The sequence below is a fragment of the Erythrobacter sp. JB1-15 genome, from assembly GCF_057365035.1.
In genome coordinates, this window is sequence record NZ_CP200295.1 from 2,490,173 (window position 1) to 2,516,211 (window position 26,039).

Below are 26,039 nucleotides of genomic sequence, written 5' to 3' on the forward strand. Positions count from 1 at the left end.
AGGCCCGAGCCCTTTTTTAAGGGTGCGGGCCTGTTGTATTTCTTGGCCCCTGTTTGATTTTGGGAGAGTATTGCATGCGCCGTGTGGTGGTAACCGGGCTTGGACTTGTCACGCCTTTGGGCGGGGATGTTGAAACCTCGTGGAAAAACCTGATTGCAGGCGAAAGCGGCGCAGGCCCGATCACGCGCTTTGATACAGAGGGGCAGAAATGCACCATTGCGTGCGAGGTCAAGGATAAGGATCACCCCTGGGGTTTTGATGCAGACAAGCGTGTCGATGGCAAAGTCCAGCGGCAGGTCGATCCGTTCATCGTCTATGGCATTGATGCCGCAGGACAGGCGCTGGAACATGCCGGATTGCTTGATCTTACCGACGAACAAAAAGAGCGCGTGGGCTGCTCCATTGGCGCAGGGATCGGCGGGTTGCCGGGGATTGAGCTGGAAAGCGTCAATTTGCACAATCGCGGACCGGGCCGCGTTTCACCGCATTTTGTCCACGGCCGCCTGATCAATCTGGTCACAGGGCAGGTACAGATCAAATACGGTTTTATGGGGCCAAACCATGCTGTGGTGACGGCCTGTTCAACCGGAGCGCATTCCATCGGTGATGCTGCGCGCATGATTATGATGGATGATGCCGATGTGATGCTGGCAGGCGGGGCGGAAAGCACTGTTAATCCGCTGGGCATTGCAGGCTTTGCTCAGGCGCGCGCGCTCAACACCAGCTTTAACGACCGCCCAACCGAAGCAAGCCGTCCCTATGACAAGGACCGCGAAGGGTTCGTTATGGGCGAGGGCGCGGGCGTGGTTGTGCTCGAAGAATACGAATACGCCAAAGCGCGCGGCGCAACGATCTATGCCGAGGTGACCGGATACGGCCTGTCGGGCGACGCCTATCATGTCACGGCTCCGCATCCCGAAGGCAAAGGCGCAGAGCTTGCCATGCGGATGGCTTTGAAGAAAGCGGGCCTTGGCCCCGGCGATATTGATTATGTCAACGCGCACGGCACATCGACCATGGCGGACACGATCGAATTGGCCGCCGTCAAACGCGTGCTGGGCGATGATCTGAGCGGTGCTTCGATGAGCTCAACCAAATCTGCCATTGGGCATTTGCTGGGCGGGGCAGGCGCGGTTGAGGCTGTGTTCTGCATTTTGGCAATGCGCGATGGGATTGTTCCGCCAACGCTCAATCTGCACAATCCCGATGACGGCACCGAAGGCATTGATCTGGTGCCGCTGGTGGCCAAAAAGCGCGAAGTGAACGCGGTGCTCAACAACAGCTTTGGTTTTGGCGGGACGAACGCGTCGATTATCATGCAAAAGCTTGGCGGTTGATTAGATGAAGCGGCTTGGACTGATTGCTGGCGTCGGCTTTGTCGTCCTTGCTGCAGCGGCGCTGTTTTTTGGTTCCGTCTTTTTGGGTTCGGCCACGGTTAAGCAGGAAACGGCCTTCATCATTCCTGATGGCGCGTCGGTCACTTCGGTCGCGAATGATCTGGAAGAGCAGGGGCATATCGCCTCTGCCGATGGTTTCGTTATGAACGCCCGCCTGTTCGGATCATCAGAGCCAATCAAGGCGGGCGAATTTCAGCTTAAGCCCGAAATGAGCCAGGGCGATATTCTGGCGCTGTTTCAATCGGGCGATGTTGTCCGGCGCTTTGTGACGATCCCCGAAGGCATGCCGTCTATTCTGGTGCGCGAACGCCTGATGGCTGAGGATTTGCTGACAGGCGAGATTGAAGTGCCGCTCGAAGGGTCGATCCTGCCCGATACCTATTCCTATGAACGCGGCCAGACGCGTGCTTCGCTGGTGAGCGATATGCAATCTGCGATGGACGCGTATTTGGCTGAGGCCTGGGCGAAGCGTAAAGAGGACATCGCTGTCGATACCCTGCGCGAGGCGTTGATCCTTGCCTCCATCGTTGAAAAAGAGACGGGGAAAGCATCCGAACGCCGGATGATTGCGGGCCTGTATTCGAACCGTTTGAAGACGGGCATGATGCTGCAAGCGGACCCGACGATCATTTACCCCATCACCAAAGGCAAGCCGCTCGGCCGCCGCATCCGGCAATCTGAGATTGCTGCGGTGAATGGATACAACACGTACACGCTGATTGGTCTTCCCGAAGGCCCCATCACCAATCCGGGCCGTGAAAGCATTGCCGCCGTGCTCAATCCTGAGGCGACCGATGCGCTGTTCATGGTGGCCGATGGCACAGGCGGGCACGAATTTAACACAACCAATGAGGGCCATCAGCAGGCCGTGGAACGCTGGTATCAACTCCGCCGAGAACGCGGTGAGATGTAATGGAGGCCAAACGTTGGCGGAAATGAGCCAAGGGTCCAACAATGCGCATCGGTCCTCGGCGGACACTAAACAAAAAAGCCGAGAACGCGGTGAGATGTGATCGAGGTCAAGCGTTGGTAGAGATGAACCGATGGTCCAACATGGTGCGTCGGTCCTCGGCGGACCCTAAACAAGAACGCCGAGAGCGCGGCGAGATATCGGCCTGCTAATGGCGCGTCCGTTCATCCTTACTGCGGCGCTGCCGCCTCATATTCAAAGCTGGGCTGAGGGCCTTCGCCGCGCGCATTATCCGGCACAGCGCAATCATCTGCATGCGCATGTAACGCTGTTCCATTCCTTTGCGCCTTCCCTGCTGGACGAGCTCAAAACCTTCCTGCCGCGCGTCACAGGCGAATTTGCAGCCCCGCAGGGCGCGGTCAGCGGTATCATGGACCTTGGCACAGGCACGGCCATCGCTTTGGCTTCTCAGCCGATTTTGTCCTTGCGAGAGCTGATAGCGGACCATTTTCACGGCAGCCTAACATCGCAGGATCTGCACGAACCGCGCCCGCATATCACTGTGCAGAACAAGGTATCCAAACGCGAAGCGCGCGAATTGCAGCGCCTTTTGGCGCTTGAGGTTGAGCTGAAAGCGGATGAAGGGGTGTTTGTGTTTCCCGCGCTCGAATTGCACCTTTACCGCGATGGCCCATGGGAGTTGGTGAAGCGCCAGTCTTTCCGCGGCAAAGAACAATTGTAGGAGCGGCTTGACCGCGCCGGGGGTGCGCCCTATGTGCGCGGCTCGCTTGGTGTAACGCGCCACGCGTCAGCCCCTGTCAGACCAACCAAAGACAGGTTCGGGGCGGAGTAGCTCAGGTGGTTAGAGCAGTGGAATCATAATCCATGTGTCGGGGGTTCGAGTCCCTCCTCCGCTACCAAATTTCAGATCTCAAATCCCAGTATTCGCACAATGACCAGTGCTGGCGTGCCGCGCTAAGCGCTTTGAGAATTTGTGATCGAGAATTGCATTTTGCGCGCGTCCGGAACGCTGCGCACGCGGTAAAGCAGTGGCTAATTTGGCTGATGGTTACGACCATCTAAACCACGATAAAAGATGTAAAATCGTTGGTTTCCTGCGGCTTTTGCGCGCTTCCCTAACTTTTCGATAACCATTCTCCCGTATTCGCCTTAGGTATGAATACAAAGGTTCTCACTCATTCGCTTTTGGCCACATGCGTTGTGGCGTCGGTAACACTTGCAGCGCCCGCGTTTGCTGCGGGGATTGATGCGGGAACTCTTATCGAGAACACCGCATCGGCCACCTATGATGATGGAAGCGGGACACAAACCATCGATTCCAATACGGTTGTTGTGCGCGTCGATGAGCTTTTGGATGTCACTGCGACGTCGCTTGACCCTGGCCCGATTTCGACGGGCCCCGGCGAAGCGGTGCTTACGTTCGAAATTATCAACCAGGGTAATGGACCCGAAGCCTTTGAGCTGGCGGCCAATCCTGCGGTTGCCGGCAATGACTTTGACAGCGTGGTGGATTCCATCGCGGTCGATACGAATGGCAACGGCACCTATGACCCCGGCGTCGATGTGATTTTGACCGGGCCTGAGACCACAGATGTCCTGCAAGCCGATGAAAGTCTTACCGTTTTCGTCATCGTGACCGTGCCCAATGGCGTGTCTGACGGCGATGAAAGCGATGTTGAACTGACCGCCGCTGCGGTTACCGGCACTGGCGCACCGGGTACCACATTTGCAGGTGCGGGCGCAGGAGGCGGCGATGCAATCGTTGGCGCAAGCGGCGCCGATGACAATGCAACAGGATCGCTGATTATCGGTGTGACGGATGTCACTTTGACCAAAGCGGCCAGCGTCGTTGACCCATTTGGCGGAACCAGCGCTGTTCCCGGCTCTGTCGTCACCTTTACCATCACCGCAGAGGTCGCCGGAAGCGGTTCGGTCGATGATCTCGTTATCACCGACGCTATTCCCGATGACACCACCTATGTCGCCGGAACTCTCACGCTCGACAGCGCGCCTTTGACAGATGGCGCGGATGCAGATGCCGGCGAGGCCAGCGATGCAAGCGGCATCAGTGTCGATCTGGGTACTGTTGCAGGCGGAACCACCCAAGCCATCACTTTCGATGTGACCATCGATTGATCTCATCCAAGACCCCAAAGGGACCAAAATCATGACCAAGCTAACAAAAACAGTCGCAGCTGCTCTGGTCGCCGCAATCGCCGCTCTTACAACAGCGCCCGTTTCGGCACAGAATACCGCTTCAGCCCAGGCCGAAGCGGCCAAGCCTGATGTCAGCCTGCAAAGCGATGTCAAAGCGTATCAAACCACCACCGATGCCAATGGCAATCAGGTTACAGAGCTGGTGGAGCCAACGATCTTCACGCCGGGTACTCGGCTCAGCTTTGGCTTAAGCTATGAAAACAAAGGACAATTGCCTGCCACAGATGTGACGGCGACCAATCCGATGAATGCCGCTGTGCAATTGGCGAGCGATGCCGATCCGGCGCTGATCGTGTCGGTGGATGGCGGCAAAACCTTCGGGATCCTCGCTGATCTTGAAGTTTCCGATGAAACAGGGGCCAGCCGGCCCGCTTCCCATGGTGATGTGACGCATGTCCGCTGGACGATTGCGAGCATTGCTCCGGGCGAAAGCGGACGGGTCGCCTTTCCAGTGATCATTCGCTGACAAGCGGGGGATAGCCGCCAAGTCCCGGGGGCGGTCAATTTGACACGGGACACACGCAGAGGACCACTCGTATGAAGAGAAAGACCCAATTGCTGGGGATGGTGAGCGCAACAGCGCTTATTGTCATGTCCAGCACTCCGGCCATGGCGGAAGGTATCCGCGCAGGGACGGACATAACGAACAATGTCACCGTTGAATATCAGGTTGGCGGTGTTCAGCAGACAGATGCAACTGACAGCGATACATTCGCCGTTGACCGCCGGGTCAATGTCGATGTGACTGCCGTTGGCGGCGGTGTTAACGCCAGCCCTGGCGAAGACCAAGTCGTGCTTGATTTCGACGTGACTAACCTGTCGAACGACACTGTTGACCTTGATCTGACGACTGTCGTCACCGATGGCACAGCTGCAGACCTTTCAAATATCGAGATTTATCTTGATATTGACAATGATGGCACTCTGGATGCGAACGATATTGCGGCCGGACCGATCACCTTCCTTGATGAAGTTGATGCCGATGAGACCATTTCGGTGCTTGTCGTTGCCGATGTTGATATCGCAACAGCCAATGGTGATTCATTCGATATCGCGCTGGTTGCCAACGCACACGAGGCCGGTGCAGCTGGTCTTGGTACGGAACTCACTGAAAGCGCTGGCGATTCTGCCGATCCGAGTGTTGTTGATACTGTCCTAGCGGATGGCGATGGCGGCACTGGTGAAGACGTAGACGAAGACGGTGCGGATTCTGATGAGAACACCATCACTGTCCAAGGCGCGCTTGTTTCGGTCGTTAAATCGAGCGAAGTTATCAGCGATCCTGTCAACGGAACGACCAATCCAAAGGCCATTCCGGGCGCGACGATCCAGTACTGCATTGCGGTTGTGAACGCAGCTGGCGGCGCAACGGCTACCAATATCAACGTACTCGATGATCTGCCTGCAGAGGTCGATTTTGATGCCGCATTTGGCATTTTTGTTGATGCAACCTCCACGGTTGACAGCTCTGGGCCGACACCTGTTGCAACTTGCGATGATACCTCCGGCACATCCGGCGGCACTTTCACCGCTGGTGGCGGTACGGGCGGACTTGACCTTGTGTCGGGCACGCTCAGCAACATCAATGGAGGCGCAAGCCGCGCACTCTATTTCCGTGTGACGATCCCGGCAGCCACGGCTCCTACGCCGTAAGCTGGCCGGACTGGATCTAACTCCATGCGTGTAACCCCCTCTCTACGGCTGATGGTAGCGGCATTGCTTGCAATGCTGCTGCCATTGGCTGTTGCTGTACCCGGAGAGGGGGTACTTGCGCAGGATAATGGGTCAGAGCAAGATACTGAAATCCTTCGCACTATTACCAATATTGCGGATGCAAACTGGGAGTTTGGCGGCAACCAGTTTGAGACACAGTCAAACGAGGTCACAATTGATGTGACTTTCCCGCCTCCAGAAATTCGCACATTGCGGCCGAGCACTGAAGGCGGTGAACCCATCACCTTTATCGAGCCGGTCTGCGGTGGAAACAATTTGTCGCTTGCCAATGTGCAGCCCTCAGGGCCCGCCACTGGCAACACGCAGACACCGCAGACAACCACTGCGGAACCCACCACGATTATCCGGGCTGGTCAGACCCTGTTCTTCGAGATTACCGCGCTTGCCGCGAACGAAGATCCAGGTGCGATCGACAGCCTGGATATTGTCATCACCACTTCCAGCGGCGACCGCGAAGAAGAAACCATCTTTGAAACGGGCGAAAACACCGGCATTTTCGTCGGTCAGATCGCCACGGCGCGCATTCCGCCTGCTCCTGTGCAGGGTGATTGCCGTTTGAGCATCGCTGATGGCAACACGATCACTATTTCTGCATCGCCGCCCGGCGGCACTGACATTATTGTCGAAACCGATGTTGAAGTGCTGGCCGATCCGTTTGGCGTTGTGTTCGACAGCGAAACGGGCGAGCCTGTTGACGGCGCGGTCGTTACTTTGATTGATGTGGCCACGGGTCAGCCCGCAACCGTCTTTGCTGAGGATGGCGTAACCCCCTGGCCATCAACAGTTATTTCTGGTGATCCGGTGACGGATGGCGCTGGAAACGTGATTGAGCTGGGCGCCGGTGAGTTCTGGTTCCCGCTGACATTCCTTGGCCAATACCGCCTGCAAATTGATCCGCCCGATCCTTACACTGCGCCATCGGTTGTCTCGCCCGAAGATCTGGCGATGATAACGCGCCCGGATGGCCGCGAATTTGTGATCCTTGATGCGTCTTATGGTGCATCCTTCACACTCGACAGCCCGATCCCGGTTCAGGTCGATATTCCGCTCGACAGGCCCAGTCTTGAGATAAACCTCGTCAAAACCGCATCGCGTCAGCGCGTAGTGCCGGGCGATATCGTGTTCTATTCCATCACTGCGACAAACACCGATCCATCCCGCGCCAAACGCAGCGTGGTGCTGACCGATATACCCGCCAGCGATCTTCGACTGCGCCCCGATACCATTCGTGTGAATGGTGAGGAAGCTAATGATATCATTGATATTTCTGGTGATGGCAGGCGGCTTGAAATTGCGCTGGGTGACCTTGCTGGCGGCGCCAGCGCGCGGGTAACCTATGGCATGACGGTTCGCCCTGATGCGGCACCGGGACAAGCTTTGAACGACGCCATCGTGGTCGATTCTGTCGGCCGGACGGCGCGCGCGAATGTCGCGGTTGATGTGGAACGCGATGCGATTGCGGATCGCCTGACTATCATTGGCCGTGTCACCGACGGGGCTTGCTCTGTGCGCGATGAAAACCGCCCCGGCATTCCCGGCGTTCGCGTGATGCTCGAAGATGGCAGCTTTGCCATCACCGATGCCGATGGGCGCTATCACTTCGAAGGTGTTGTCCCTGGCACGCATGTGGTGGCCGTATCGCCGATGACTCTGCCCCAAGGGTCTGAATTTATTGACTGTACGCGCTCCACGCGCAGTGCAGGCAGCGCAATCTCGCGCTTTGTGTTGGGCCGCGGCGGCCAGCTTGTCGTTGTCGATTTCCATGCCATCGTTCCCGAAGGCGCGCTGCCGCAGGCTGCGCCTTTGGCAGAAACCCGTCCCGGCGGTGCAGGTGCGCTTGCGGTGAATGCCATCGCGACTGGCCAGCGCCTGCCCGAAGGCGCTGACGAGGTTCTGGTTGCTGCTGGCGTGCGAGAAAGCACCGCAGAGGCTGTCGTTGAGACCGCGCCCAAGGCTGAAAAATCAACCGAAGCCGATTGGCTCGCGCTAGGCGATGGGCCCGATGGGTTCCTGTCACCCACTGAAGATGCGAACCCGCGTGCGCCGGCGGTGAAAGTCGCCATTCGTCACCGCAAGGGCCAAAAGATCGCGCTGCGCGTCGATGGCGAAGAGGTCAATCCGCTTGCCTTTGACGGCACTGCGAATGCGACGCGCGGCAAATATGCCGTCAGCACGTGGCGCGGGGTTCCGCTTGAGAACGAGCGCACTGTGCTTGAGGCGGATATCATCAATTCATTTGGCGAAATCAGCCGGACGATCACGCGCGAAGTGTTTTTCACCACCACGCCCACCAAAGTGGAGCTGGTGCCTGAAATGTCGAACCTCGTCGCCGATGGCCGCACGCGCCCGGTGGTTGCGATCCGTGTGCTTGATCGCAACAATCGGCCCTTGCGCGAAGGCATTGCCGGCAATTTCCAGCTGAGCGCGCCCTATGAAAGCGCCGAACAGCTTGATCGCCAGCAGCTTGGCCAACTGACCGGGCTGGGCGCAAGCTCTGCGCGCTGGGTCGTTGAAGGCACTGACGGCATCGCTCTGATCGAGCTTGCCCCGACCATGGTCAGCGGCTCATTGCGGCTCGATTTCCTGTTTGATGATGGCGAGATCACTCGCGATCAGCAGCTCGAAGCGTGGATTGAACCCGGCGATATCGAATGGACCATTGTGGGTCTGGCCGAGGGCACCTTTGGTGCGCGTTCGGTGGCTGACAATATGGAACGCGCCAGCAACTTTGCCAGCGACCTTGGCGATGACGCGCGCGTGGCGCTGTATGCAAAAGGGCGCGTGCTGGGTAAATATCTGGTGACTGTCGCTTATGACAGCGCGAAACAGCGCGAAGATCAGCGCGTGCTGGGCACGATTGATCCGCAAGCTTATTACACCGTGTTTGCCGATGGTTCACTGCGCCGGTTTGACGCTGCCAGCCGCGAAAACCTGTATATCCGCATCGAAACATCCACGTTCTATGCGCTGTATGGCGATTTCCAAACGGGCTTCGATCAGACACGTCTGGCGCGGTACAACCGCACTGCAACCGGCGTCAAAGGCGAAGCGCGGATCGGCAATGTTCAGGCGCAGGCTTTCGCTGCCGACATTTCCACTCGTTTGCAGCGCGATGAAATTCAGGGGCAGGGCATTTCCGGTCCCTATCAGCTCGGCAGCCGCCGCCTGCTTGCCAACAGCGAAGTTGTGACCTTGCAAGTGCGCGACCGGTTCCGCGCAGAGATTATCGTGAGCGAACGTCAGCTGACGCGCTTTATTGATTACGACATTGACCTGCTTACCGGCCAGATCACTTTCGCCCAGCCCGTGCTGAGCCGCGATGTTGATCTCAACCCGCAATTTATCATCGTGGAATACGAAGTTGATGGGCTGGGCAATGCTGAACTGAATGCAGGCGTGCGCGCTGACTGGACCAGCAATGATGGCAATATCCGCATTGGTGCGAGCGCGATCACGGATAAAGGCGAAGCATCGCGCACCACGATCGGCGCTCTCGATCTGCGCGCCAATGTCACCGAAAACACCGAAATCCGCGCAGAACTGGCCGTGAGCCGCCGTGATGAGGAAAACGCGACTGGCTGGCTCGTCGAAGCGCAGCATCAGACCGGAAAGCTTGATGTGCTTGCCTATGCTCGCCAGCTTGATGCCGATTACGGTGTCGGCCAGCAAAACGGTGTTGATCTGGGCCGCCGCCGCTTTGGTGTGGATGCGCGCGTCCTGATTGACGACAATCTCAGTGTGCTGGGCAGCGTATGGCAGGACGATAGCCTGGTTGACGATGCACGTCGCCGCGCCGCTCAGGTTCAAGCCACCTATACGCGCCAAAATACCGACCTGCGCCTTGGCCTCACACACTTTAACGACCGTTTGGCCGACGGCACCACGAACACATCCACAGTGGCCGAAGCTGGCGTGACACAGCGTCTGTTCGACAACACGCTTGAGCTGAGTGTGTCGTCATCCATCGCTCTTGATGATGCGGAAAGTGTTGATTTGCCTGCCCGTCACCGTTTCGGTGTTCGCTATGCAATCACGCCCGATGTGCGGCTGGTTGGCTCTTATGAAATTGCCGATGGCGAAAACATCGACGCGCGTTCATTGCGCGCGGGTGTGGAAGTGACCCCCTGGCAGGGCGGCCGGATTGTTACGACCGTTGGCGAGGAAACGATCAACGAATTTGGCAACCGTTCCTTCGCTGCCTTTGGCCTGTCGCAAACGCTGCAGGTGAGCAAGGAATTGACGCTGGATGCGACGCTGGATGGCAATCGCACTTTGGGCGGCGCGCCCGACACGAATGATCTGGTGAACCCTCTGCAACCGGCCGCGACGGGCGGTCAGCTGACATCGGGTCTGAATTTCGAAGACTTCACCGCTGTCACATTCGGCGCGGCATGGCGCAAGGACCGCTGGAGCCTGACTGCGCGCGGTGAATATCGCGATGGCGAACTGGCTGATCGCACCGGCATCACCTTTGGCGCGATCCGGCAGCTTGGCGAAGGCAGCGTGATTGGCACCGGGGCCACATGGACACGTGCGGAAACTCGCGGCGGCGCAACAAACGAGATTTTTGACGCAAGCATCGCTTTTGCGCATCGCCCGGACAATTCCGAAATCGCATCTTTGGGCAAGCTTGAATATCGCAGCGATCTGGTAACCGGCGCGGTTGCTGGCCAGGTTGATGGCGCAGGCCTTAGCGCGCTGATCGTTGATGGCGATGCCACTTCGCGGCGTCTGGTTGCAAGCTGGTCGTCCAACTGGTCGCCGCGCGATTGGGACGAGGATGAGTTCGGCATCGAACACCAAACCCGGCGCGACGAATACGGCCTGTTCCTGGGTGCGCGTTACAATCTTGATGAGTTTGAAGGCACTGAATTTTCGGGCACAACTGTGCTGGCAGGTCTTGATGCACGCATCGGAGTGGGCGAGCGGTTCGAGCTGGGTGTGACAGGAACCGTGCGCGCCAATTTGGAAGATGATGTGACCAGTTTCTCCTATGGCCCGCAGATTGGTTTTGTCCCTGCAGAAGGCGTGCTGCTTACCGTTGGCTATAATGTCGAAGGGTTCCGCGATGGCGATTTCGCCGAAGCGCGCAACACCAATAAGGGCGTTTACGCCGCAATCCGTGCGAAATTCGATCTGCGCACTTTCGATTTCCTTGGGCTGGGTCGGTGATACCAGCAGGGCGTAGTTTTCTTGGGGCGATTTTGGGGGTTATGGCAGCATGTTTGATGCTCGCTATGCCGCAAGGCCTCGCTGCGCAAAATGCAGATATTGACTGGGCCGATGCTGGCGCTCCAAGCTTGGGGACATTTCCCAATGGGGGCACAGTAACAGGGTCCGATGGCACGACCGCCACGGTATCGCGCACCATAACCACATCGGGGGGCAGCACGTTTACGCCTGCATCCTTTGCGAGCGATTATCTCAGTTATTTCAATGGGACAATCGGTAATGGGCAGTCTCCCTTGCTGCTCAATTTCGACAATTCCGAATTTGATCCGCTTGACCGTGTGACTGTGACAATCACTCTCAGCCGCGCGGTTACTGACCTTAACTTTGCATTGAGCGACATCGACAGCAGCGGTTTCATTGATGCTGTCGAAGTGTTTCACGATGATGATCTTGCAGGCGGTTTTACCAATGCGGCCAACACCAATGCGTTTTGGACCATCGGATCGGCAGTCACTCGCACGAATGATGCGACCTTGAACGGTTGGCGCGGGACAGCGCCATCAGATCAATTCGCCACCGATGGCGATGTTGCATTCGATTTCGGCGCAACACCGGTGCAGCGTATTCGCATCGTATTCTTCAGCTACACAGGCACAGGCAACCCGCCGTTGCAATGGTCCAGCGTGTCTGACCTTGCGTATTTCGCCCCCGGTGCGGATCTTGAATTGAGCAAAACGCTGGTTGGTTCCCCGCCGATCCAAGGAGGCACGGCCACTTGGCGTTTGACAGTGACGAACACAGCAGGCTCTTCGCTCACCGCAGACAATATCATCGTGCAAGACACTTTCCCCACAGGGTTCAGTTTTACAGGAGCCAGCGGGGAAGGGACGTTCAATTCAGGCAACGGCCAATGGGATGTCGGGTCGCTCGCGCCGGGGGAAAGCGCGATCATCAATCTGACAGGCACGGTCTCTTCTGCTGCTGGAACCACCTTGACCAATATTGCCGAAATTATCGCCAGCAGCGCTGCTGATCCGGACTCGACGGTCAACAATGGCAACACAGGCGAGGACGATTACGACACGTCCAGCTTTACCGTGCAATCAGGCAGAGCGCCCGGCGTGCCCCCGATCCTGTCCTGTCCTGCCGGGTTTTCGCAGTTTGATTGGGATACCATTTCAGGTTGGGCACCCGGTTCGGTCGACAACACCTACGCCTTTTTGGGCTTTGGGAATATCCAGTTCGAGCTCACCAATGATGGCGCCTATGTCAACAATGCTGGCTTTGGCGGTCAGTCACCCACCGTTGTGGACACGTTTGAAGGGGGGCTCGATCCTGCCGAAGACAGTCTGACCGTGCTGGCCGATCAGGTCACGACTGCTGGTGAAGTGGATATCGAGATCACTTTGCCGCGCAGTTTTACCGGCCTGCAATTCACGATTTTTGATGTCGATTTCAACGCGGGCCAATTCACTGACAGGGTCGAAGTTGTCGGAAGCAATGGCGGGACCACGGTCCTGCCGGTTTTGACCAATGGCAATGTGAACTTTGTGACCGGCGCAGGCAATGTCGCGATTGGCGATGGCGCTTCGGATAGTGATGCCGCTTTGGGCAATGTGGTGGTCACATTCACACAGCCCGTTGAAAGCATAACGGTCACTTACGGCAACGTCACAACTGATCCCGATCCCGGGGTTCAGGGCATTGGTGTGCACGATATCACCGTGTGCAATCCGTTTGCGAATGTATCCGTCAGCAAAATCAGCTCGGTTATCTCAGACCCGATCAACGGGACGAACAATCCCAAGGCGATACCCGGGGCCGTGGTCGAATATCTGATCACTGTGACCAATAGCGGACCTGATGCGGCCGATCCAGACAGCGTTGTGGTTTGGGATGATGGACCGGCGGATGCCAAGTTTTGCCGGGTCGATATCGCAAGCGGGCCGATTGTTTTCAGCGATCCGGGCAGCAATTCTGGCCTGACTTACAGTTTTGTCAATCTGGGATCAGGCGCCGATGATGTCGAATTTTCGGACAATGATGCGACGAGTTTCGCTTACACGCCCACGGCCGATACCGATGGATGCGACGAGGATGTGACCGATTTTCGGGTTTTGCCCGGCGGCGCGTTTTCGGCGGGCGGTAATTTCACGCTGCGGGTCCGCTATATCGTCAAGTGACCCGCATCACTGCGTGACGAACGCGTCATTCGTCAAAATTGATCGGTCCCCTTGCGTTCTTGCTTCTGCTAAGGGCTCCGGCATGACAGATTGGATAAATACGGCACACCGCGCATGCGATGCCGCGCGCGAATATTGTTCGAATGTGCGAAGCGCAGTTTCGGACCGATTGGGCACCACGCCCGCTGCCGCAACGCTGAATCGCGAACAGCATAGTGTGCACGGCTTTGCCTGGATCGCATCAAGCGTAGCAGCTCTCGAAGCGACCACCGATTGGGCCATGCGCGCTCAGGCGGATGGGCGGTTTGGCCGGATCGAGGAATTGGTGCTGGCGATCGGCATGGGCGAATATTGCAACCAGCTCGTCCACGGTGTCCCGATGAGCGCAAGCGAAGTCGTGCGGCCCGCTGCCATGGGGGCAGCCAATGCCGCTTCCCGGTTTGCCGCCCAAGATGCGGTCGCAACCTTCATCACACATGGAAACACCGCTGAACACCGGAAAGAGCTAGCGCAATTGCTGGGCGAAGGCGCGCGGCCTGATGAGAGCCTTGGCGATGAAACGCTCGATTTGATCCGCGAACAATTCCGCAGTTTTACTTCGGATCAGATCACGCCTTTTGCGCATGAATGGCATTTGAAAGATTCTCTAATACCCGTCCAAGTTATTGATAAAATGTCAAAACTTGGTGTTTTTGGTATTTGTATTGATGAACGGTTCGGCGGTCTGGGATTGGGCAAGCTGGCCATGTCGATCGTTTCTGAAGAATTGTCACGCGGGTGGATTTGTGCAGGCTCCTTGGGCACTCGGTCAGAGATTGCAGGCGAGCTTATCGGCGAAAATGGCACCGATGCGCAAAAGGCCAAATTCCTGCCGGGCATTGCGTCAGGCGACATATTGCCGACCGCCGTTTTTACCGAACCCGATACAGGTTCCGACCTTGCCGGCGTGCGCACCAAAGCGGTGAAAGATGGCGATGACTGGCAGGTTACAGGCGCGAAGACATGGATCACTCACGGTGCGCGCGCGGATTTGATGACAATGCTGGTGCGCACCGATCCTGACGCGCCAGGCTATCGCGGTTTGTCGATGCTACTTGCGGAAAAGACGCGGGGGACAGAAGATCTTCCGTTTCCCGATCCCGGCATTGATGGCAGCGAGATTGAAGTGCTCGGCTATCGCGGGATGAAGGAATATGCGCTGGGCTTTGACGGTTTCAGCGTTGCGGGCGATGGTCTTTTGGGCGGCGCCGAGGGGCAGGGGTTCAAACAGCTGATGCGCACGTTCGAAGGCGCGCGGATACAGACGGCTGCCCGCGCAGTTGGTGTTGCGTGGAATGCGTTCGATCTGGCGCTCGATTATGCGCAGGGACGCAAGCAGTTTGGCGAGCCGCTTATCCAGTTTCCTCGGGTGTCCGATAAACTTGCGCTGATGGCGTGCGACATCGTGATGAGCCGCGAGCTCACCTATTTCGCCGCGCGCCAGAAAGATCGCGGAAACCGCTGCGATATTGAGGCGGGCATGGCCAAATTGCTGGCCGCGCGCACCGCATGGACGGCTGCAGATCAGGCCGTGCAAATCCATGGCGGGAATGGCTATGCGCTCGAATATCCGATCAGCCGGGTGCTGTGCGATGCGCGCATTCTCAACATTTTCGAAGGCGCAGCGGAAATTCAGGCGCAAGTGATTGGGCGCGGATTGTTGGCTGAGCAGAAAGCGCGCGCAGCGGCTTAATTTCTAACTCGAGCAAATGGTTTGATTGACGGGGATGTTGCGGGCTCTATTGCAATGCACCATGCCCGCCTTGGATTTTCCACCTGCGCCGCCTCCGCTTTCGCATTGGCTTGAAAAAGGCCCCGTTGCGCTCTTTCTCGATTTTGACGGAACGCTTGTCGAAATCGCTGCGAGACCTGATGCAATCGAGCCTGCCGCTGGATTGGCCCAAAAACTGCGGGAATTGTCAAAGCGACTGGATCACCGTCTCGCCTTGGTAAGCGGGCGAGCCTTATCCGATATTGAGGGGCATATCGGTGCATTGCCTGTCGCAGCGGCGGGATCGCATGGCGCGGATGTGCGAGCGGCCAACGGAACGGAATTTGGCCAGCCGCCCGGCGAATTTCCCGAAGCTATCAAAGCGGCGATGCGCGACTTCGCCGACAAGTGGTCGATTGAATACGAAACCAAGCCGCATGGCGGGGCGCTGCATTATCGTTCAAAACCTGAAATGGCAGAGTTTGTTGGCTCGTTTGGAAGAGTGCTTGCAGCGACGCATGGTTGGAAGGCACAGGAAGGCAAATGTGTGATTGAGCTTGTTAAAGGTGACAAGGACAAGGCAAGCGCATTGAGAACCTTTATGAATGTCGAACCATTTGCCGGTGCAACTCCGATCTTCATCGGAGATGATCTGACGGATGAGGCTGGATTTGCCGCCTGTAAACTGTTTGGCAGCGATGGTATCCTAGTGGGGGATCGAGAAGAAACAGCCGCTTCGTACCGATTGCCCGACGTGACTTCCGTCCACCAATGGCTAGGGCTATAACTACTCGAACATGACCGATCTCTCCCAAGACACATCACCGCAATCCGCATCATCCAAAACCACTCGCAACCTGGAATTGTGGCCAATTGGCAATTGTCAGGTTTCCGGCCTGATCGACAATTCCGGCGCGCTTGTCTGGGGCTGTGTACCTCGGGTTGACGGTGATCCGGTGTTTTCCGCCTTGCTCAATGGCGACACGCGCGATGCGGGCATTTGGCGGTTTGAGCTGGAAGGGCAGACGTCCAGCACGCAGGAATATATCCGCAACACGCCGCACCTGCTGACAACGCTCACCGCGCAGGACGGCAGCGCTGTTCAAATCCTCGATTTTTGCCCGCGTTATGAACGGTCCGGGCGGATGTATCGGCCGGTCGCCTATGTGCGGATGGTGCGCCCGATCGAAGGCACGCCGCGCATTCGCATGGTGCTGAAACCGACCAAGAATTATGGCGCGCAAATCGCTGAGACGACCAATGGCACCAATCACATCCGCTATCTTGTCGGCGCGCAGGCCATGCGCCTGTCAACCGATGCGCCGGTGGGATATATCCTCGAAGGGCGCACCTTCCGCCTGGAGGAGGACACGCATTTCTTTCTTGGCCCCGATGAACCCTTTGTCGGCAATGTCCGCGACGAACTGCGCGGCATGGAACAACGCAGCCGCAAATATTGGCAAAGCTGGGTAAGGGGCCTTCATATCCCGCTCGAATGGCAGGAAGAGGTCATTCGCTGCGCGATCACGCTTAAACTGTGCCAGCATGAGGAAACAGGCGCGATTGTTGCGGCGTTGACGACGTCGATCCCTGAGGCTGCGCATTCTCAGCGCAATTGGGATTACCGTTACTGCTGGATCCGTGACAGCTATTACACGGTGCAGGCGCTAAACCGGCTTGGCGCGCTCGATGTGATGGAGAAATATCTCGGCTATTTGCGCAATATTGTCGATGGCGCGCGCGGGGGGCAGATACAGCCGCTCTATTCAGTGATGGGCGAAAGCGAGCTTGATGAGACCACCGCTTCCTATCTTGCCGGATATCGCGGGATGGGGCCTGTGCGGCGCGGCAATGCGGCCTACAAGCAGATCCAGCACGATTGTTATGGCCAGATTGTCCTGCCTAGCGTCCAAGGGTTCTTTGATTCCCGTCTGCTGCGCCCAGCGGATGAAGGTGATTTTGAAAACCTTGAGCAAGTCGGTAAAATGGCCTGGGCGATGCACGATCAACCCGATGCAGGCCTCTGGGAATTTCGCACCCGGCAAGAGGTTCACACCTATTCAGCCGTGATGAGCTGGGCTGCGTGTGACAGGCTTGCCAACGTGGCCAATCATTTGGGTAAAGCGGATCGCGCAAAAATCTGGCGCGAACGCGCGGATGCGATTGCGCAAACGATCGACGACAAAGCGTGGAAGGATGATGGCAAAGGTGGCGGCCATTACGGCGCCAGCTTTGAAAGCGATTATCTTGATGCAAGCCTGCTACAAATGGTCGAGCTGCGTTTTCTTTCGCCCGATAATGAGCGTTTTCAGCACACATTTGCGGCGGTTGAGGAGCATTTGCGGCGGGGCAATCACATGCTGCGCTATGCCGCCGAAGACGACTTTGGCGCGCCTGAAACCGCTTTTAACGTGTGCACTTTCTGGTTGATTGAGGCGCTCCATCTCGCTGGACGCAGCGATGAAGCGCGCAATTTGTTTTGCACAATGCTGAGCCACACGACGCAATCCGGCCTTCTTAGCGAGGATCTTGATTACGACACTGGCGAGCTTTGGGGGAACTTCCCGCAGACCTATTCGCTAGTAGGTGTAATCAATTGTGCTGGCTTGCTGTCCAAGCCGTGGAGTGAAGTGCGATAAGCCGCCTCGTTGTCATATCCAATCGCGTCGCCGTACCAAAGGCGCGCGGCGTTGCTGGTGCGCAAGGCGGGCTTGCAGGCGCGCTGAATGCAGCGCTGAAAGATCGCGGCGGCCTGTGGTTCGGCTGGTCGGGTGAGGAGAGCGATGAGGCAAGCGACAATGTCCACCTTCAGCGCAATGATGGGGTGACAACCGCAACCATTGATCTCACCACGCGCGAGGTCGATGAATATTATAACGGCTATGCCAATTCGACCTTGTGGCCGCTATTCCATTACCGGATAGACCTTGCGCAATACGAACAGCGCACGGGCCAAGGGTATGAGCGGGTCAATGACCGGTTTGCCGACAGTGTCTCCACCCTGATTGAGCCTGAAGATATGGTGTGGGTGCACGATTATCACCTCATTCCGCTGGGCCAGAACCTGCGCGAGCGGGGCTTAAAAAATCGTATCGGCTTTTTCCTGCATATCCCCTGGCCGCCCACCCGGCTGCTGACATCTTTGCCGTTTCACGAGCGCTTGGTGCGCACCATGCTCGATTATGATCTGCTGGGCTTTCAGACAGAGGAATGGCTGTCGAGCTTCGTTCATTATTGCGAGACAGAGCTTGGTGCTAAGGTCGATCACGAAACCGGTCAGATCAGCCATGAAGGGCGCACAGTCATCGCGCGGGCCTATCCGATTGGGATCGATTGGGACCATTTTCAGACGCAAGGCGAAACCGATGCGGCCAAAGCGGCAGAGGAACGTTTCCTTGCTTCAATCCGTGGCCGCACAGGGATGATTGGAGTGGACCGCCTCGATTATTCCAAAGGTCTGCCGGAACGCATTGACGGCATTGGCCGGTTCTTTGACGAATTTCCTGATCGAACGCGCGATCTGGTCTTTGTCCAGATCGCGCCGCCCAGCCGTGAAGATGTGGAAAGCTATCAGAAAATTCGCGGCGAGCTTGAACAGAAAACCGGCCAGATCAACGGCGCGCGTTCCGAAGTGGATATTGTGCCAATCCGCTATGTGAACCGGGGATACAGCCATGCTGAGCTGTATGGCTTTTTCCGCGCATCCAAAATCGGGTTGGTGACACCTTTGCGAGATGGGATGAACCTTGTCGCAAAAGAATATGTGGCAGCGCAGGATCCGGATAATCCCGGCGTGCTGATCCTGTCTGATTTTGCCGGCGCCGCGCATCAATTGGGCTGCGCAGGGGAGGGCGCTTTACTGGTCAATCCGCACAGTCCGGACGCGTTGGCCCACGCGATCAGGCACGCGCTCGACATGCCTTTGGAAGAGCGCAAAACCCGCTTTGAGGCGATGATCGCCACAGTGCGCGAAGATAATGTGGCCGAATGGACCTCAAATTTTTGCGCGGATCTTGCTGCTGACTGATATGCCGCGCCAGCGCTAGAGCATACGGTAGCCGCTTGATCGTTCCGGGGCCGGTTCAATGCCCGAATTTCGCTCAAGATACGTCTTAAGGTCGGTGTGCTGCGGCCGTTCTGCACGTTTTGACAGCAACCGGTCGACTCTGCTTTTTAATCCGACCGCATCGAACGGTTTGCGGATGTAATCCTGCGCGCCCGCATAGATTGCCTGCGCTTCGTCGTCGATCCCGCTCATCGCGGTGAACATCATCACAGGCAAATCGTAAAATTGCGGGGATCCTCGCAGTTGTCTCAGTAAAGTGAGGCCCGATATACCCGGCATATCCTGATCTAACAGCAGAAGATCGGGTCGCTTTTTTACCAGCAGCGCAAGCGTGTCTTCGGCGGTGGTTACCCAGCCGCAGGCGTGGCCTGCATCGATAAGCACTTGGCTGGCCAAATCCGCGACCAGTTCATCATCATCGGCGATCAGTATCCGTGCCATTTTCAGCGCACCTTTTCGTTGTTGGCGGACAGGCTGTGGTTAGCGCATGGTTTCCAATTCCCCCTTTGAGTGTCCCTCAGTTTAACTGCCTAGGTATTGCCGCAGCGCGTTAAGACCTGCGTTTGAACATAGGTCCGGCAGTTGCCCCGCCGCGATGCGCCTGTCAGGGGTGGGAGTGATGATTCTATCCAATCAAACCGATCCGTTCATCCCCACACAGGGCATTCACAATCTACGCGATTATGGCGGTTATTCCGGCGCTGATAACGCGCAGGTGAAACGAGGTCTGCTGTTCCGCTCAGGCCAGCATATCGAAGCTAGCGATGCTGATCTTGATGCCGTGCAGGCGCTTGATATCCGCACTATTATCGATCTGCGCGGGACGAGCGAGCGGACGCGCTTTCCCTGCCGCCGGCACGCCGATTTCACCGCCGATGTCATTGCGTATGATGGCGAAACCACCAGTTCCCCCCGCATGAAGGCGGTTTGGAAAGCGCCGAAATGACCGCTGAAAAGGCGCGCCAACGCATGCTTTCGGTCTACACCCGGATGCCGGTAAATCCTGCGATGATTGATATGTTCACACGTTATTTCAAAGCGTTGGGGGAGCGAGATGGCGGCAGTCTCGTCCATTGCTTTGCCGGGAAAGACCGCACGGGTATCGCGGCAAGCCTGCTGCTCCATACACTCGGCGTGCACCGCGATGATGTGGTCGCTGAGTTTCTAAAGACTAATGACGCGCCCACCCAGCACATCCTTGAACGCCAATCGCTGCCGCGCATGAAAGAGCATTATGGCACCATTGAACCTGCAGCGATCCGCAATCTGATGGGCGTTTTGCCCGAATACATCGCGACCTATTTTGACGCGGTCACAGCCAGCCATGGTTCGATTGATGGCTATCTGGCTGAAACTTTAGGTGTGGATGAGGCAAGCAAAGCTCGTCTGCGCGAACGCTTCCTGACGTGACAATGGGGCAGAGCGCTCCCATATTCGCTTCAACATAACTTTCGAACTGAAGAGACAAACAATGGCTACCCATCACACCAAAATGCTCATCATTGGTTCCGGCCCTGCAGGGTATTCCGCCGCGATTTACGCCGCGCGCGCCATGCTTGAACCGATTGTGGTCCAGGGCCTGCAACCCGGCGGCCAGCTGACGATTACGACCGAGGTGGAAAACTATCCCGGGTTTCGCGATGTGATCCAGGGGCCGTGGCTGATGGAGGAAATGCAGGCGCAGGCAGAGCAAGTCGGCACGCGGATGATGTGGGACACTATCGTCTCGGTTGATTTGGAAGGCGGAGCGCCGTTCCGCGCGATCGGTGACAGCGGCGATGAATATATCGGCGAGACATTGGTGATCGCGACCGGCGCGCAGGCAAAGTGGCTTGGCGCACCGGGAGAGCAGGAATTGGGCGGCAAAGGCGTATCGGCCTGCGCAACATGCGATGGGTTCTTCTATCGCGGCAAGAAAGTGGCTGTGATCGGCGGCGGCAACACCGCTGTCGAAGAGGCACTTTACCTCACCAACCATTCCGATGATGTGACTTTGATACACCGCCGTGATGAATTGCGCGCGGAGAAGATCCTGCAAAACCGCTTGTTCAAATCGGACAAAACCAATGTGCTGTGGAACAAGACGGTCAAGAGCTTCGAAGCGGGTGAGAGCGGGGCGCTGGATCACCTTGTGCTCGAAGATACGGTGACGGGCGAAACCTCAATGCTGCAAGTGGATGGCGCGTTTGTAGCCATCGGCCATGCGCCTGCAACCGAGCTATTTAAAGGCAAGCTTGCAATGGATGATGGCGGGTATCTTGATGTCGAACCGGGCACGCCCAAGACGGCAATCCCCGGCGTCTTTGCGGCCGGTGACGTTGCCGATCACACCTATCGCCAAGCCGTGACAGCGGCGGGCATGGGCTGCATGGCGGCGCTGGATGGCGAGAAATTCCTCGCCGCGCGCGAAGATGCGATGGAGGAAACCGCCGAAGCGGCAGAATAAGGGTCAGGCGCCGGTCTGCACTTCGGTTCCGGCACCAAAGACAATCAGTGCGGCTTTGGCGATCAGCACGATCAGCACAACGCTGGACAATGCGAACAGCACAAAGCGGACCATCACGCGGTTGGCCGTCACCTGAACAAGGCTGTGAGCCACTCGGAGCCCGACGTAAATCCACGCCAACAGCGCGTTTTGACCATCGCCGTGCCCGACAATGGCGAGCACGATCGCGACTGCATAGAACACTGTAGGTGCTTCGTGTAAGTGGTTGTAATTGTCCGCCTTCCAATTAACCGGGTCGGGCAGTTTTGATCGCAGATCAGCGCCTGTTGATCCGACCAATTTCGATGGATTTGCGATCTCGGGCGATTTGCTCATCGCAGGAATGCGGGTGGCATACATCCATGCCCACATCACCATGGTCCAAATCATCAATGCGACGGCGGGTTGCAGGATATCCATGCCCATAAGTATGATTTGCTCTCTCATAGTCAGTTTAAGCCCCCGCAAGAACCGATGGGTCGGCAAACACAGTTGCCATAACCAATCGCACAGCCATCACGATCAGCGCAATTGTGCTCATCAGAAATAACGCAAAGCGCACAGGCAGCGTATTCACCAATATCTGCCACAGCGAATGCGCGATGCGCACACCTACATAGATCCACGCAAGTAGGACATCGAAATGTCCCGCGCCCACAATCGCCAGCATGATGACCACCGCATAGAACAAGGTGGGTTGTTCGTGCAGGTGGGTGTGATTGTGTGCGGGCCAATTGGCTTTGTCCGGGATCAGGCCTTCCAGATCCTGTCCGCGTCCGCCCCGTTTGCCGGAGAATTGGGACTTGTCCACCTTGGCGATGGAGCCAAAGCGCGGCGGGATGATCCAGAACAGGACTATCAGCGTCCAGACCACCAAAACGGCGGCAGGTGCGAGCATTTGCGCTTGCATGATTGGGCGATCCCCTCTTCTCGTTTCGATCTAACTGCGAGGGTGAAGGACGATTGTCAATTGCAACGCATTATGCAGCCAGCACGTGGAGTTGATAGTAGCCCAGCTTTCCCCGTCTGCTCGAATGCGTCAGCCCGCGCGTTGCTGCAATGCGCTTGCACGCATCTGGCAGCGTGCTGCGGGTCTCCACATGGAACTTGGCGAGCCATGCATGCAGGCCTGTCTCAAGCGGGGCGGGAAGGCCGGTGAGATCGCCAAAATCCACCACATGCAGCTGACCGCCTGGCGCAAGAACGCTGGCGGCCTGGTCCAATGCCGCTTCCCAATCAGGGATCATCGACAGCGCATAGGACAGCACCACCCGCTCAAATGCCTCTTCGCCAAACAGGTCTGCGGGGGCGAAGGCGCAGGCATCGCCTTTTGCCAATTGCGCCGAGCTGCCCAGCGCCTTGCGCGCGTTCTTGAGCATTTCCGCCGAGATATCGATCCCAAACCGCCGCGCGCCCGGCCATGCCTTGCCGATCTTCGCCAGATTGCGCCCGGTTCCGCACGCGACTTCGAGGACGCGCATTCCAGGGCGGGCATCCAACCCCTCAATCAACGTATCGCGCCCAAACAGGTAGTATTTGCGCGTCGCGTCATAGACGTGGCGCTGGCCCTTATAGACGCTGTCCATCAGCGCTGCATGGCCTGTGTCGTGATTGGCCGATGCGCTCATCCGGCAAGCTCATAGACATGCACGCCGCCATAGATCGAGGAGCGATCGCGCTTGGTCAGGTCAGCCGATGTCTCCTCCAGATACCGCCATTTGCCAAGGATCGCATCATCCAGACGGCCCGGCAGCATCGTGGGCTCTGCCGCTGTGCGGAACAGCACGCGCGCACCGGGGCGCGATGCGGCCGTAATCCGGCTCCACAGCTCATCAAGCTGCGCATTGTTCATCCAGTCCTGCGCATCGAGCAGCACGAAACGGTCCATGCTTCCCGCATCTCGGTCCCCGATCCACTGCACCATATTGCCGCGCACCACGTCTAGCCGGTCGATCCGTGTCCGCATGGCGTCCCAATGCTTGCGCTGCAGATAGGGCGGCAGGGGCGCTTCTTCTGACCTTGCATAGCCTCTGCCGAATGCCTGCCATGCGAAGTAGTTGTCCTTTATCGCGAAATCGCAGGCCAGCTTTTCCAGCCTTCGCCGCAGCACTTCTGCCATGCGTTCATCGCCTGCCAGCTCGTCAAACTGCGCTGGCGGAATGCCAAGCCCAAACAGCGAGGCCGGCTGATCGGTGAGCCAGCGCACGAAGCGCTTATCAAACACCGGCGCAAGCTCAGCTTCAAACACAGCGCGCTGTTCCTCAAGCGTTTCAGCTTTTAGCAGGCGATTGAGATCAACCTTATACAATTTGGCAAATACATGCGCCAAACCTATGAAGTTGCCCAGCAAACCTTTGCGATACAGCCCTTTGGTGAAGTAGCTGATCCGCTTGCGGCCGCGTATGTCGCGCTTTTCCCAGTATTTGCGTGATACATCGTCCAAATGCGGAGCGATCATCTCCTTGTAGACCGCCTTGTTCTCTTTGTGATCGGCATGGCCGAAGAAGCGGTGAAAGCGTTCGTAATTGGGCAAATGCCGGATTGCAGTGATTTTGAGCTGCCCCAGCGCGACATGCGCTTTGTTCAGATCCACCGCTGTCACCTGTAGCGGATCAGCAGTTAAGTAGGAAAGCGCGTTGCACGATCCGCTTGCGATGCACATCACGCGGCTGTCGCTCTGGATGGCAAGGCCTTCCATATCCACCACCGGGTCTTCCCATATCTGCGCATAGACAAGCCCGTTGAAAGCGAGCGCGAACGCCTTATCGAGCAGCTTGTCCTTGGCGCTTGCATCATCGCGCACGACGGCATCGGCAATGATGCGCTTGGGCTGGGCGGTCATGTGGGGTCTACCTTCCGTTACGTCAGTCCTACGCTCCTATAGCCGTTATGTGCCAGTTCAAAGACGCTTTTGCACAAGCTCACCCTTCGCTCACCTCATGCCGCTATCGTCTCGGCGAAGCGGGCGGGGTCGGCATTGCCGCCTGTCGCCATGATGACGCTGCGATCATCCAAGGGCACTTTGCCGGCGAGCGCGGCTGCCAGCGCCGCTGCTCCGCCCGGTTCGAGCACAATGCGCAAGTTTGCAAAGGCCCAACGCTGCGCATCGCGCACTTCGTCATCGGTCACCGCGACACCGGGCTCTGCGCGGCCATGCAGCACATCAAGGTTGATCTGCTTGGTCGCATTGGGTTGCAGGGCGTCGCAGATGGTGGCGGGCGCATCTGCTTCCACTTGCACGATCTCACCGGCCACCAGCGCGCGTCCCACCATGTCCCAGCCCACTGGCTCGACCACGTGGATGCGGGCATCAGGGCAGGCAAGCGACAACCCCGCAGCCAGCCCGCCGCCGCCGCAGCATGCGATGATGCGGCTTGGCCCGGCTTTGGCCGATGCTGCGGCCAGTTGGTCTGCAATCTCGATCCCGGCGCTGCCTTGCCCCTCGATCACGCGGGGGTGGCCAAAGGCGTGGACGAGCGTGCCGCCTTCATCCTCGATCAGCCGGGCGGCCACTTCGTCGCGGTCTTCGCTCGCGCGGTCGTAGAGCACGACCTCAGCGCCCAGATTGCGGGTGTTGTCCAGCTTCACCTGCGGGGCATCGCGCGGCATCACGATGGTTGCACTGATCCTCAGCCTGCGTGCGGCCCAAGCAACGCCTTGCGCATGGTTGCCCGATGAGACAGCGACCACCCGGTCCCCATCAAGGTTCGACAGCGCCCACCATGCCCCTCTGATCTTGAACGCGCCGATGGGTTGCAGGCATTCTGCCTTTACCCAGCAATCGGTGCCGTTGATGGTGGCAGGCAGCAGCGGGGTGGGGGGCAGGATGCTTGCCACCGCTTTGGCCGCTGCGATCACGCCTTGGCGGGATGGGATCGGGCTTGCCTCAGTCATGGCAGGAGTGCTTCCTTGATAGGCGTGGGAGCGGGCGGCCTGGTCCGCCTAACCAAGCATGAGACATGGACCGCATGTTACACGGTCTTAGCATTAAAAATCGAACTGATTTCATTGGGTTTTTTGCAGCACTCTTCACAGACGATGTTGGAATTGAAAAAGCCATTATTTCGCTATGCCCAATTTGGCTGTTGTAGGAAACTTTGAACG

At 57.6% G+C, this 26,039-nt stretch carries 21 protein-coding genes and 1 tRNA gene; 16 read left to right on the top strand and 6 right to left on the bottom strand.

Annotated elements, in window-relative coordinates:
- The first annotated feature begins 74 nt into the window (after nucleotides 1-74).
- The 13 genes from fabF to AC0V6L_RS12105 all read left to right on the top strand — a co-directional run bounded on the left by fabF (nucleotide 75) and on the right by AC0V6L_RS12105 (nucleotide 19,411).
- A complete protein-coding gene (gene fabF / locus AC0V6L_RS12045) occupies nucleotides 75-1,337 on the top strand; it encodes a beta-ketoacyl-ACP synthase II (RefSeq protein ID WP_486154456.1) in 1,263 nt (420 codons plus the stop codon).
- Between the two features lie 4 nt (nucleotides 1,338-1,341).
- Complete coding sequence (gene mltG / locus AC0V6L_RS12050; protein ID WP_486154457.1) at nucleotides 1,342-2,310, top strand: endolytic transglycosylase MltG; 969 nt, start codon at nucleotides 1,342-1,344, stop codon at nucleotides 2,308-2,310.
- A 208-nt stretch (nucleotides 2,311-2,518) separates the two neighbouring features.
- The gene (locus AC0V6L_RS12055) at nucleotides 2,519-3,049 is read left to right on the top strand and encodes a 2'-5' RNA ligase family protein (RefSeq protein ID WP_486154458.1); all 531 of its coding nucleotides are present in this window, start codon (nucleotides 2,519-2,521) and stop codon (nucleotides 3,047-3,049) included.
- A 101-nt stretch (nucleotides 3,050-3,150) separates the two neighbouring features.
- A tRNA-Met gene (locus AC0V6L_RS12060) sits at nucleotides 3,151-3,227 on the top strand.
- A gap of 256 nt (nucleotides 3,228-3,483) precedes the next feature.
- Nucleotides 3,484-4,464: a hypothetical protein gene (locus tag AC0V6L_RS12065; protein WP_486154459.1), complete on the top strand. Its 981-nt coding sequence runs from the start codon at nucleotides 3,484-3,486 to the stop codon at nucleotides 4,462-4,464.
- Nucleotides 4,465-4,495: 31 nt separating this feature from the next.
- Complete coding sequence (locus AC0V6L_RS12070; protein WP_486154460.1) at nucleotides 4,496-5,011, top strand: hypothetical protein; 516 nt, start codon at nucleotides 4,496-4,498, stop codon at nucleotides 5,009-5,011.
- Nucleotides 5,012-5,082: 71 nt separating this feature from the next.
- Nucleotides 5,083-6,198 carry a hypothetical protein gene (locus tag AC0V6L_RS12075; RefSeq protein ID WP_486154461.1) on the top strand — a complete coding sequence of 372 codons (1,116 nt, stop codon included), beginning with the start codon at nucleotides 5,083-5,085 and terminating at the stop codon, nucleotides 6,196-6,198.
- A gap of 24 nt (nucleotides 6,199-6,222) precedes the next feature.
- Nucleotides 6,223-11,451 (top strand): hypothetical protein, encoded by a 5,229-nt coding sequence (locus AC0V6L_RS12080; RefSeq protein ID WP_486154462.1) that lies wholly within the window; start codon nucleotides 6,223-6,225, stop codon nucleotides 11,449-11,451.
- A 56-nt stretch (nucleotides 11,452-11,507) separates the two neighbouring features.
- Entirely contained in the window at nucleotides 11,508-13,634 is a 2,127-nt protein-coding gene (locus tag AC0V6L_RS12085; RefSeq protein ID WP_486154463.1) for a DUF11 domain-containing protein, read from the top strand.
- A gap of 82 nt (nucleotides 13,635-13,716) precedes the next feature.
- Complete coding sequence (locus AC0V6L_RS12090; RefSeq protein WP_486154464.1) at nucleotides 13,717-15,366, top strand: acyl-CoA dehydrogenase family protein; 1,650 nt, start codon at nucleotides 13,717-13,719, stop codon at nucleotides 15,364-15,366.
- A 70-nt stretch (nucleotides 15,367-15,436) separates the two neighbouring features.
- Entirely contained in the window at nucleotides 15,437-16,171 is a 735-nt protein-coding gene (gene otsB / locus AC0V6L_RS12095; protein WP_486154466.1) for a trehalose-phosphatase, read from the top strand.
- Nucleotides 16,172-16,181: 10 nt separating this feature from the next.
- Nucleotides 16,182-18,023 (top strand): glycoside hydrolase family 15 protein, encoded by a 1,842-nt coding sequence (locus tag AC0V6L_RS12100; protein ID WP_486154467.1) that lies wholly within the window; start codon nucleotides 16,182-16,184, stop codon nucleotides 18,021-18,023.
- Complete coding sequence (locus tag AC0V6L_RS12105) at nucleotides 18,020-19,411, top strand: alpha,alpha-trehalose-phosphate synthase (UDP-forming) (protein WP_486155133.1); 1,392 nt, start codon at nucleotides 18,020-18,022, stop codon at nucleotides 19,409-19,411. Before AC0V6L_RS12100 ends, AC0V6L_RS12105 begins: the two co-directional genes overlap by 4 nt.
- Nucleotides 19,412-19,426: 15 nt before the next feature.
- Here the strand turns inward: AC0V6L_RS12105 and AC0V6L_RS12110 are convergent, their stop codons facing one another.
- Complete coding sequence (locus AC0V6L_RS12110) at nucleotides 19,427-19,891, bottom strand: response regulator (protein ID WP_486154468.1); 465 nt, start codon at nucleotides 19,889-19,891, stop codon at nucleotides 19,427-19,429.
- 178 nt (nucleotides 19,892-20,069) lie between these two features.
- Between AC0V6L_RS12110 and AC0V6L_RS12115 the strand changes: the two genes are divergently transcribed.
- The 3 genes from AC0V6L_RS12115 (at nucleotide 20,070) to trxB (ending at nucleotide 21,896) form a co-directional block, all read left to right on the top strand.
- The gene (locus AC0V6L_RS12115) at nucleotides 20,070-20,396 is read left to right on the top strand and encodes a tyrosine-protein phosphatase (RefSeq protein ID WP_486154469.1); all 327 of its coding nucleotides are present in this window, start codon (nucleotides 20,070-20,072) and stop codon (nucleotides 20,394-20,396) included.
- On the top strand, nucleotides 20,393-20,860 hold the full coding sequence (locus AC0V6L_RS12120; protein ID WP_486154470.1) for a tyrosine-protein phosphatase: 468 nt from the start codon (nucleotides 20,393-20,395) through the stop codon (nucleotides 20,858-20,860). Before AC0V6L_RS12115 ends, AC0V6L_RS12120 begins: the two co-directional genes overlap by 4 nt.
- 61 nt (nucleotides 20,861-20,921) lie before the next feature.
- Nucleotides 20,922-21,896, top strand: coding sequence for a thioredoxin-disulfide reductase (gene trxB / locus AC0V6L_RS12125; RefSeq protein ID WP_486154471.1), 975 nt, complete (start codon nucleotides 20,922-20,924; stop codon nucleotides 21,894-21,896).
- A gap of 3 nt (nucleotides 21,897-21,899) precedes the next feature.
- On the opposite strand, the gene AC0V6L_RS12130 is transcribed toward trxB, so the two are convergent.
- The 5 genes from AC0V6L_RS12130 to AC0V6L_RS12150 all read right to left on the bottom strand — a co-directional run bounded on the left by AC0V6L_RS12130 (nucleotide 21,900) and on the right by AC0V6L_RS12150 (nucleotide 25,829).
- Nucleotides 21,900-22,382: an MAPEG family protein gene (locus AC0V6L_RS12130; RefSeq protein WP_486151124.1), complete on the bottom strand. Its 483-nt coding sequence runs from the start codon at nucleotides 22,380-22,382 to the stop codon at nucleotides 21,900-21,902.
- 7 nt (nucleotides 22,383-22,389) lie between these two features.
- Entirely contained in the window at nucleotides 22,390-22,833 is a 444-nt protein-coding gene (locus tag AC0V6L_RS12135; protein ID WP_486154472.1) for an MAPEG family protein, read from the bottom strand.
- An 82-nt stretch (nucleotides 22,834-22,915) separates the two neighbouring features.
- On the bottom strand, nucleotides 22,916-23,563 hold the full coding sequence (locus AC0V6L_RS12140; RefSeq protein WP_486154473.1) for a class I SAM-dependent methyltransferase: 648 nt from the start codon (nucleotides 23,561-23,563) through the stop codon (nucleotides 22,916-22,918).
- Nucleotides 23,560-24,777, bottom strand: coding sequence for a BtaA family protein (locus tag AC0V6L_RS12145; protein ID WP_486154474.1), 1,218 nt, complete (start codon nucleotides 24,775-24,777; stop codon nucleotides 23,560-23,562). The genes AC0V6L_RS12140 and AC0V6L_RS12145 overlap by 4 nt, the downstream gene beginning before the upstream one ends.
- A 95-nt stretch (nucleotides 24,778-24,872) precedes the next feature.
- A complete protein-coding gene (locus tag AC0V6L_RS12150; RefSeq protein WP_486154475.1) occupies nucleotides 24,873-25,829 on the bottom strand; it encodes a threonine ammonia-lyase in 957 nt (318 codons plus the stop codon).
- Nucleotides 25,830-26,039: the final 210 nt, after the last annotated feature.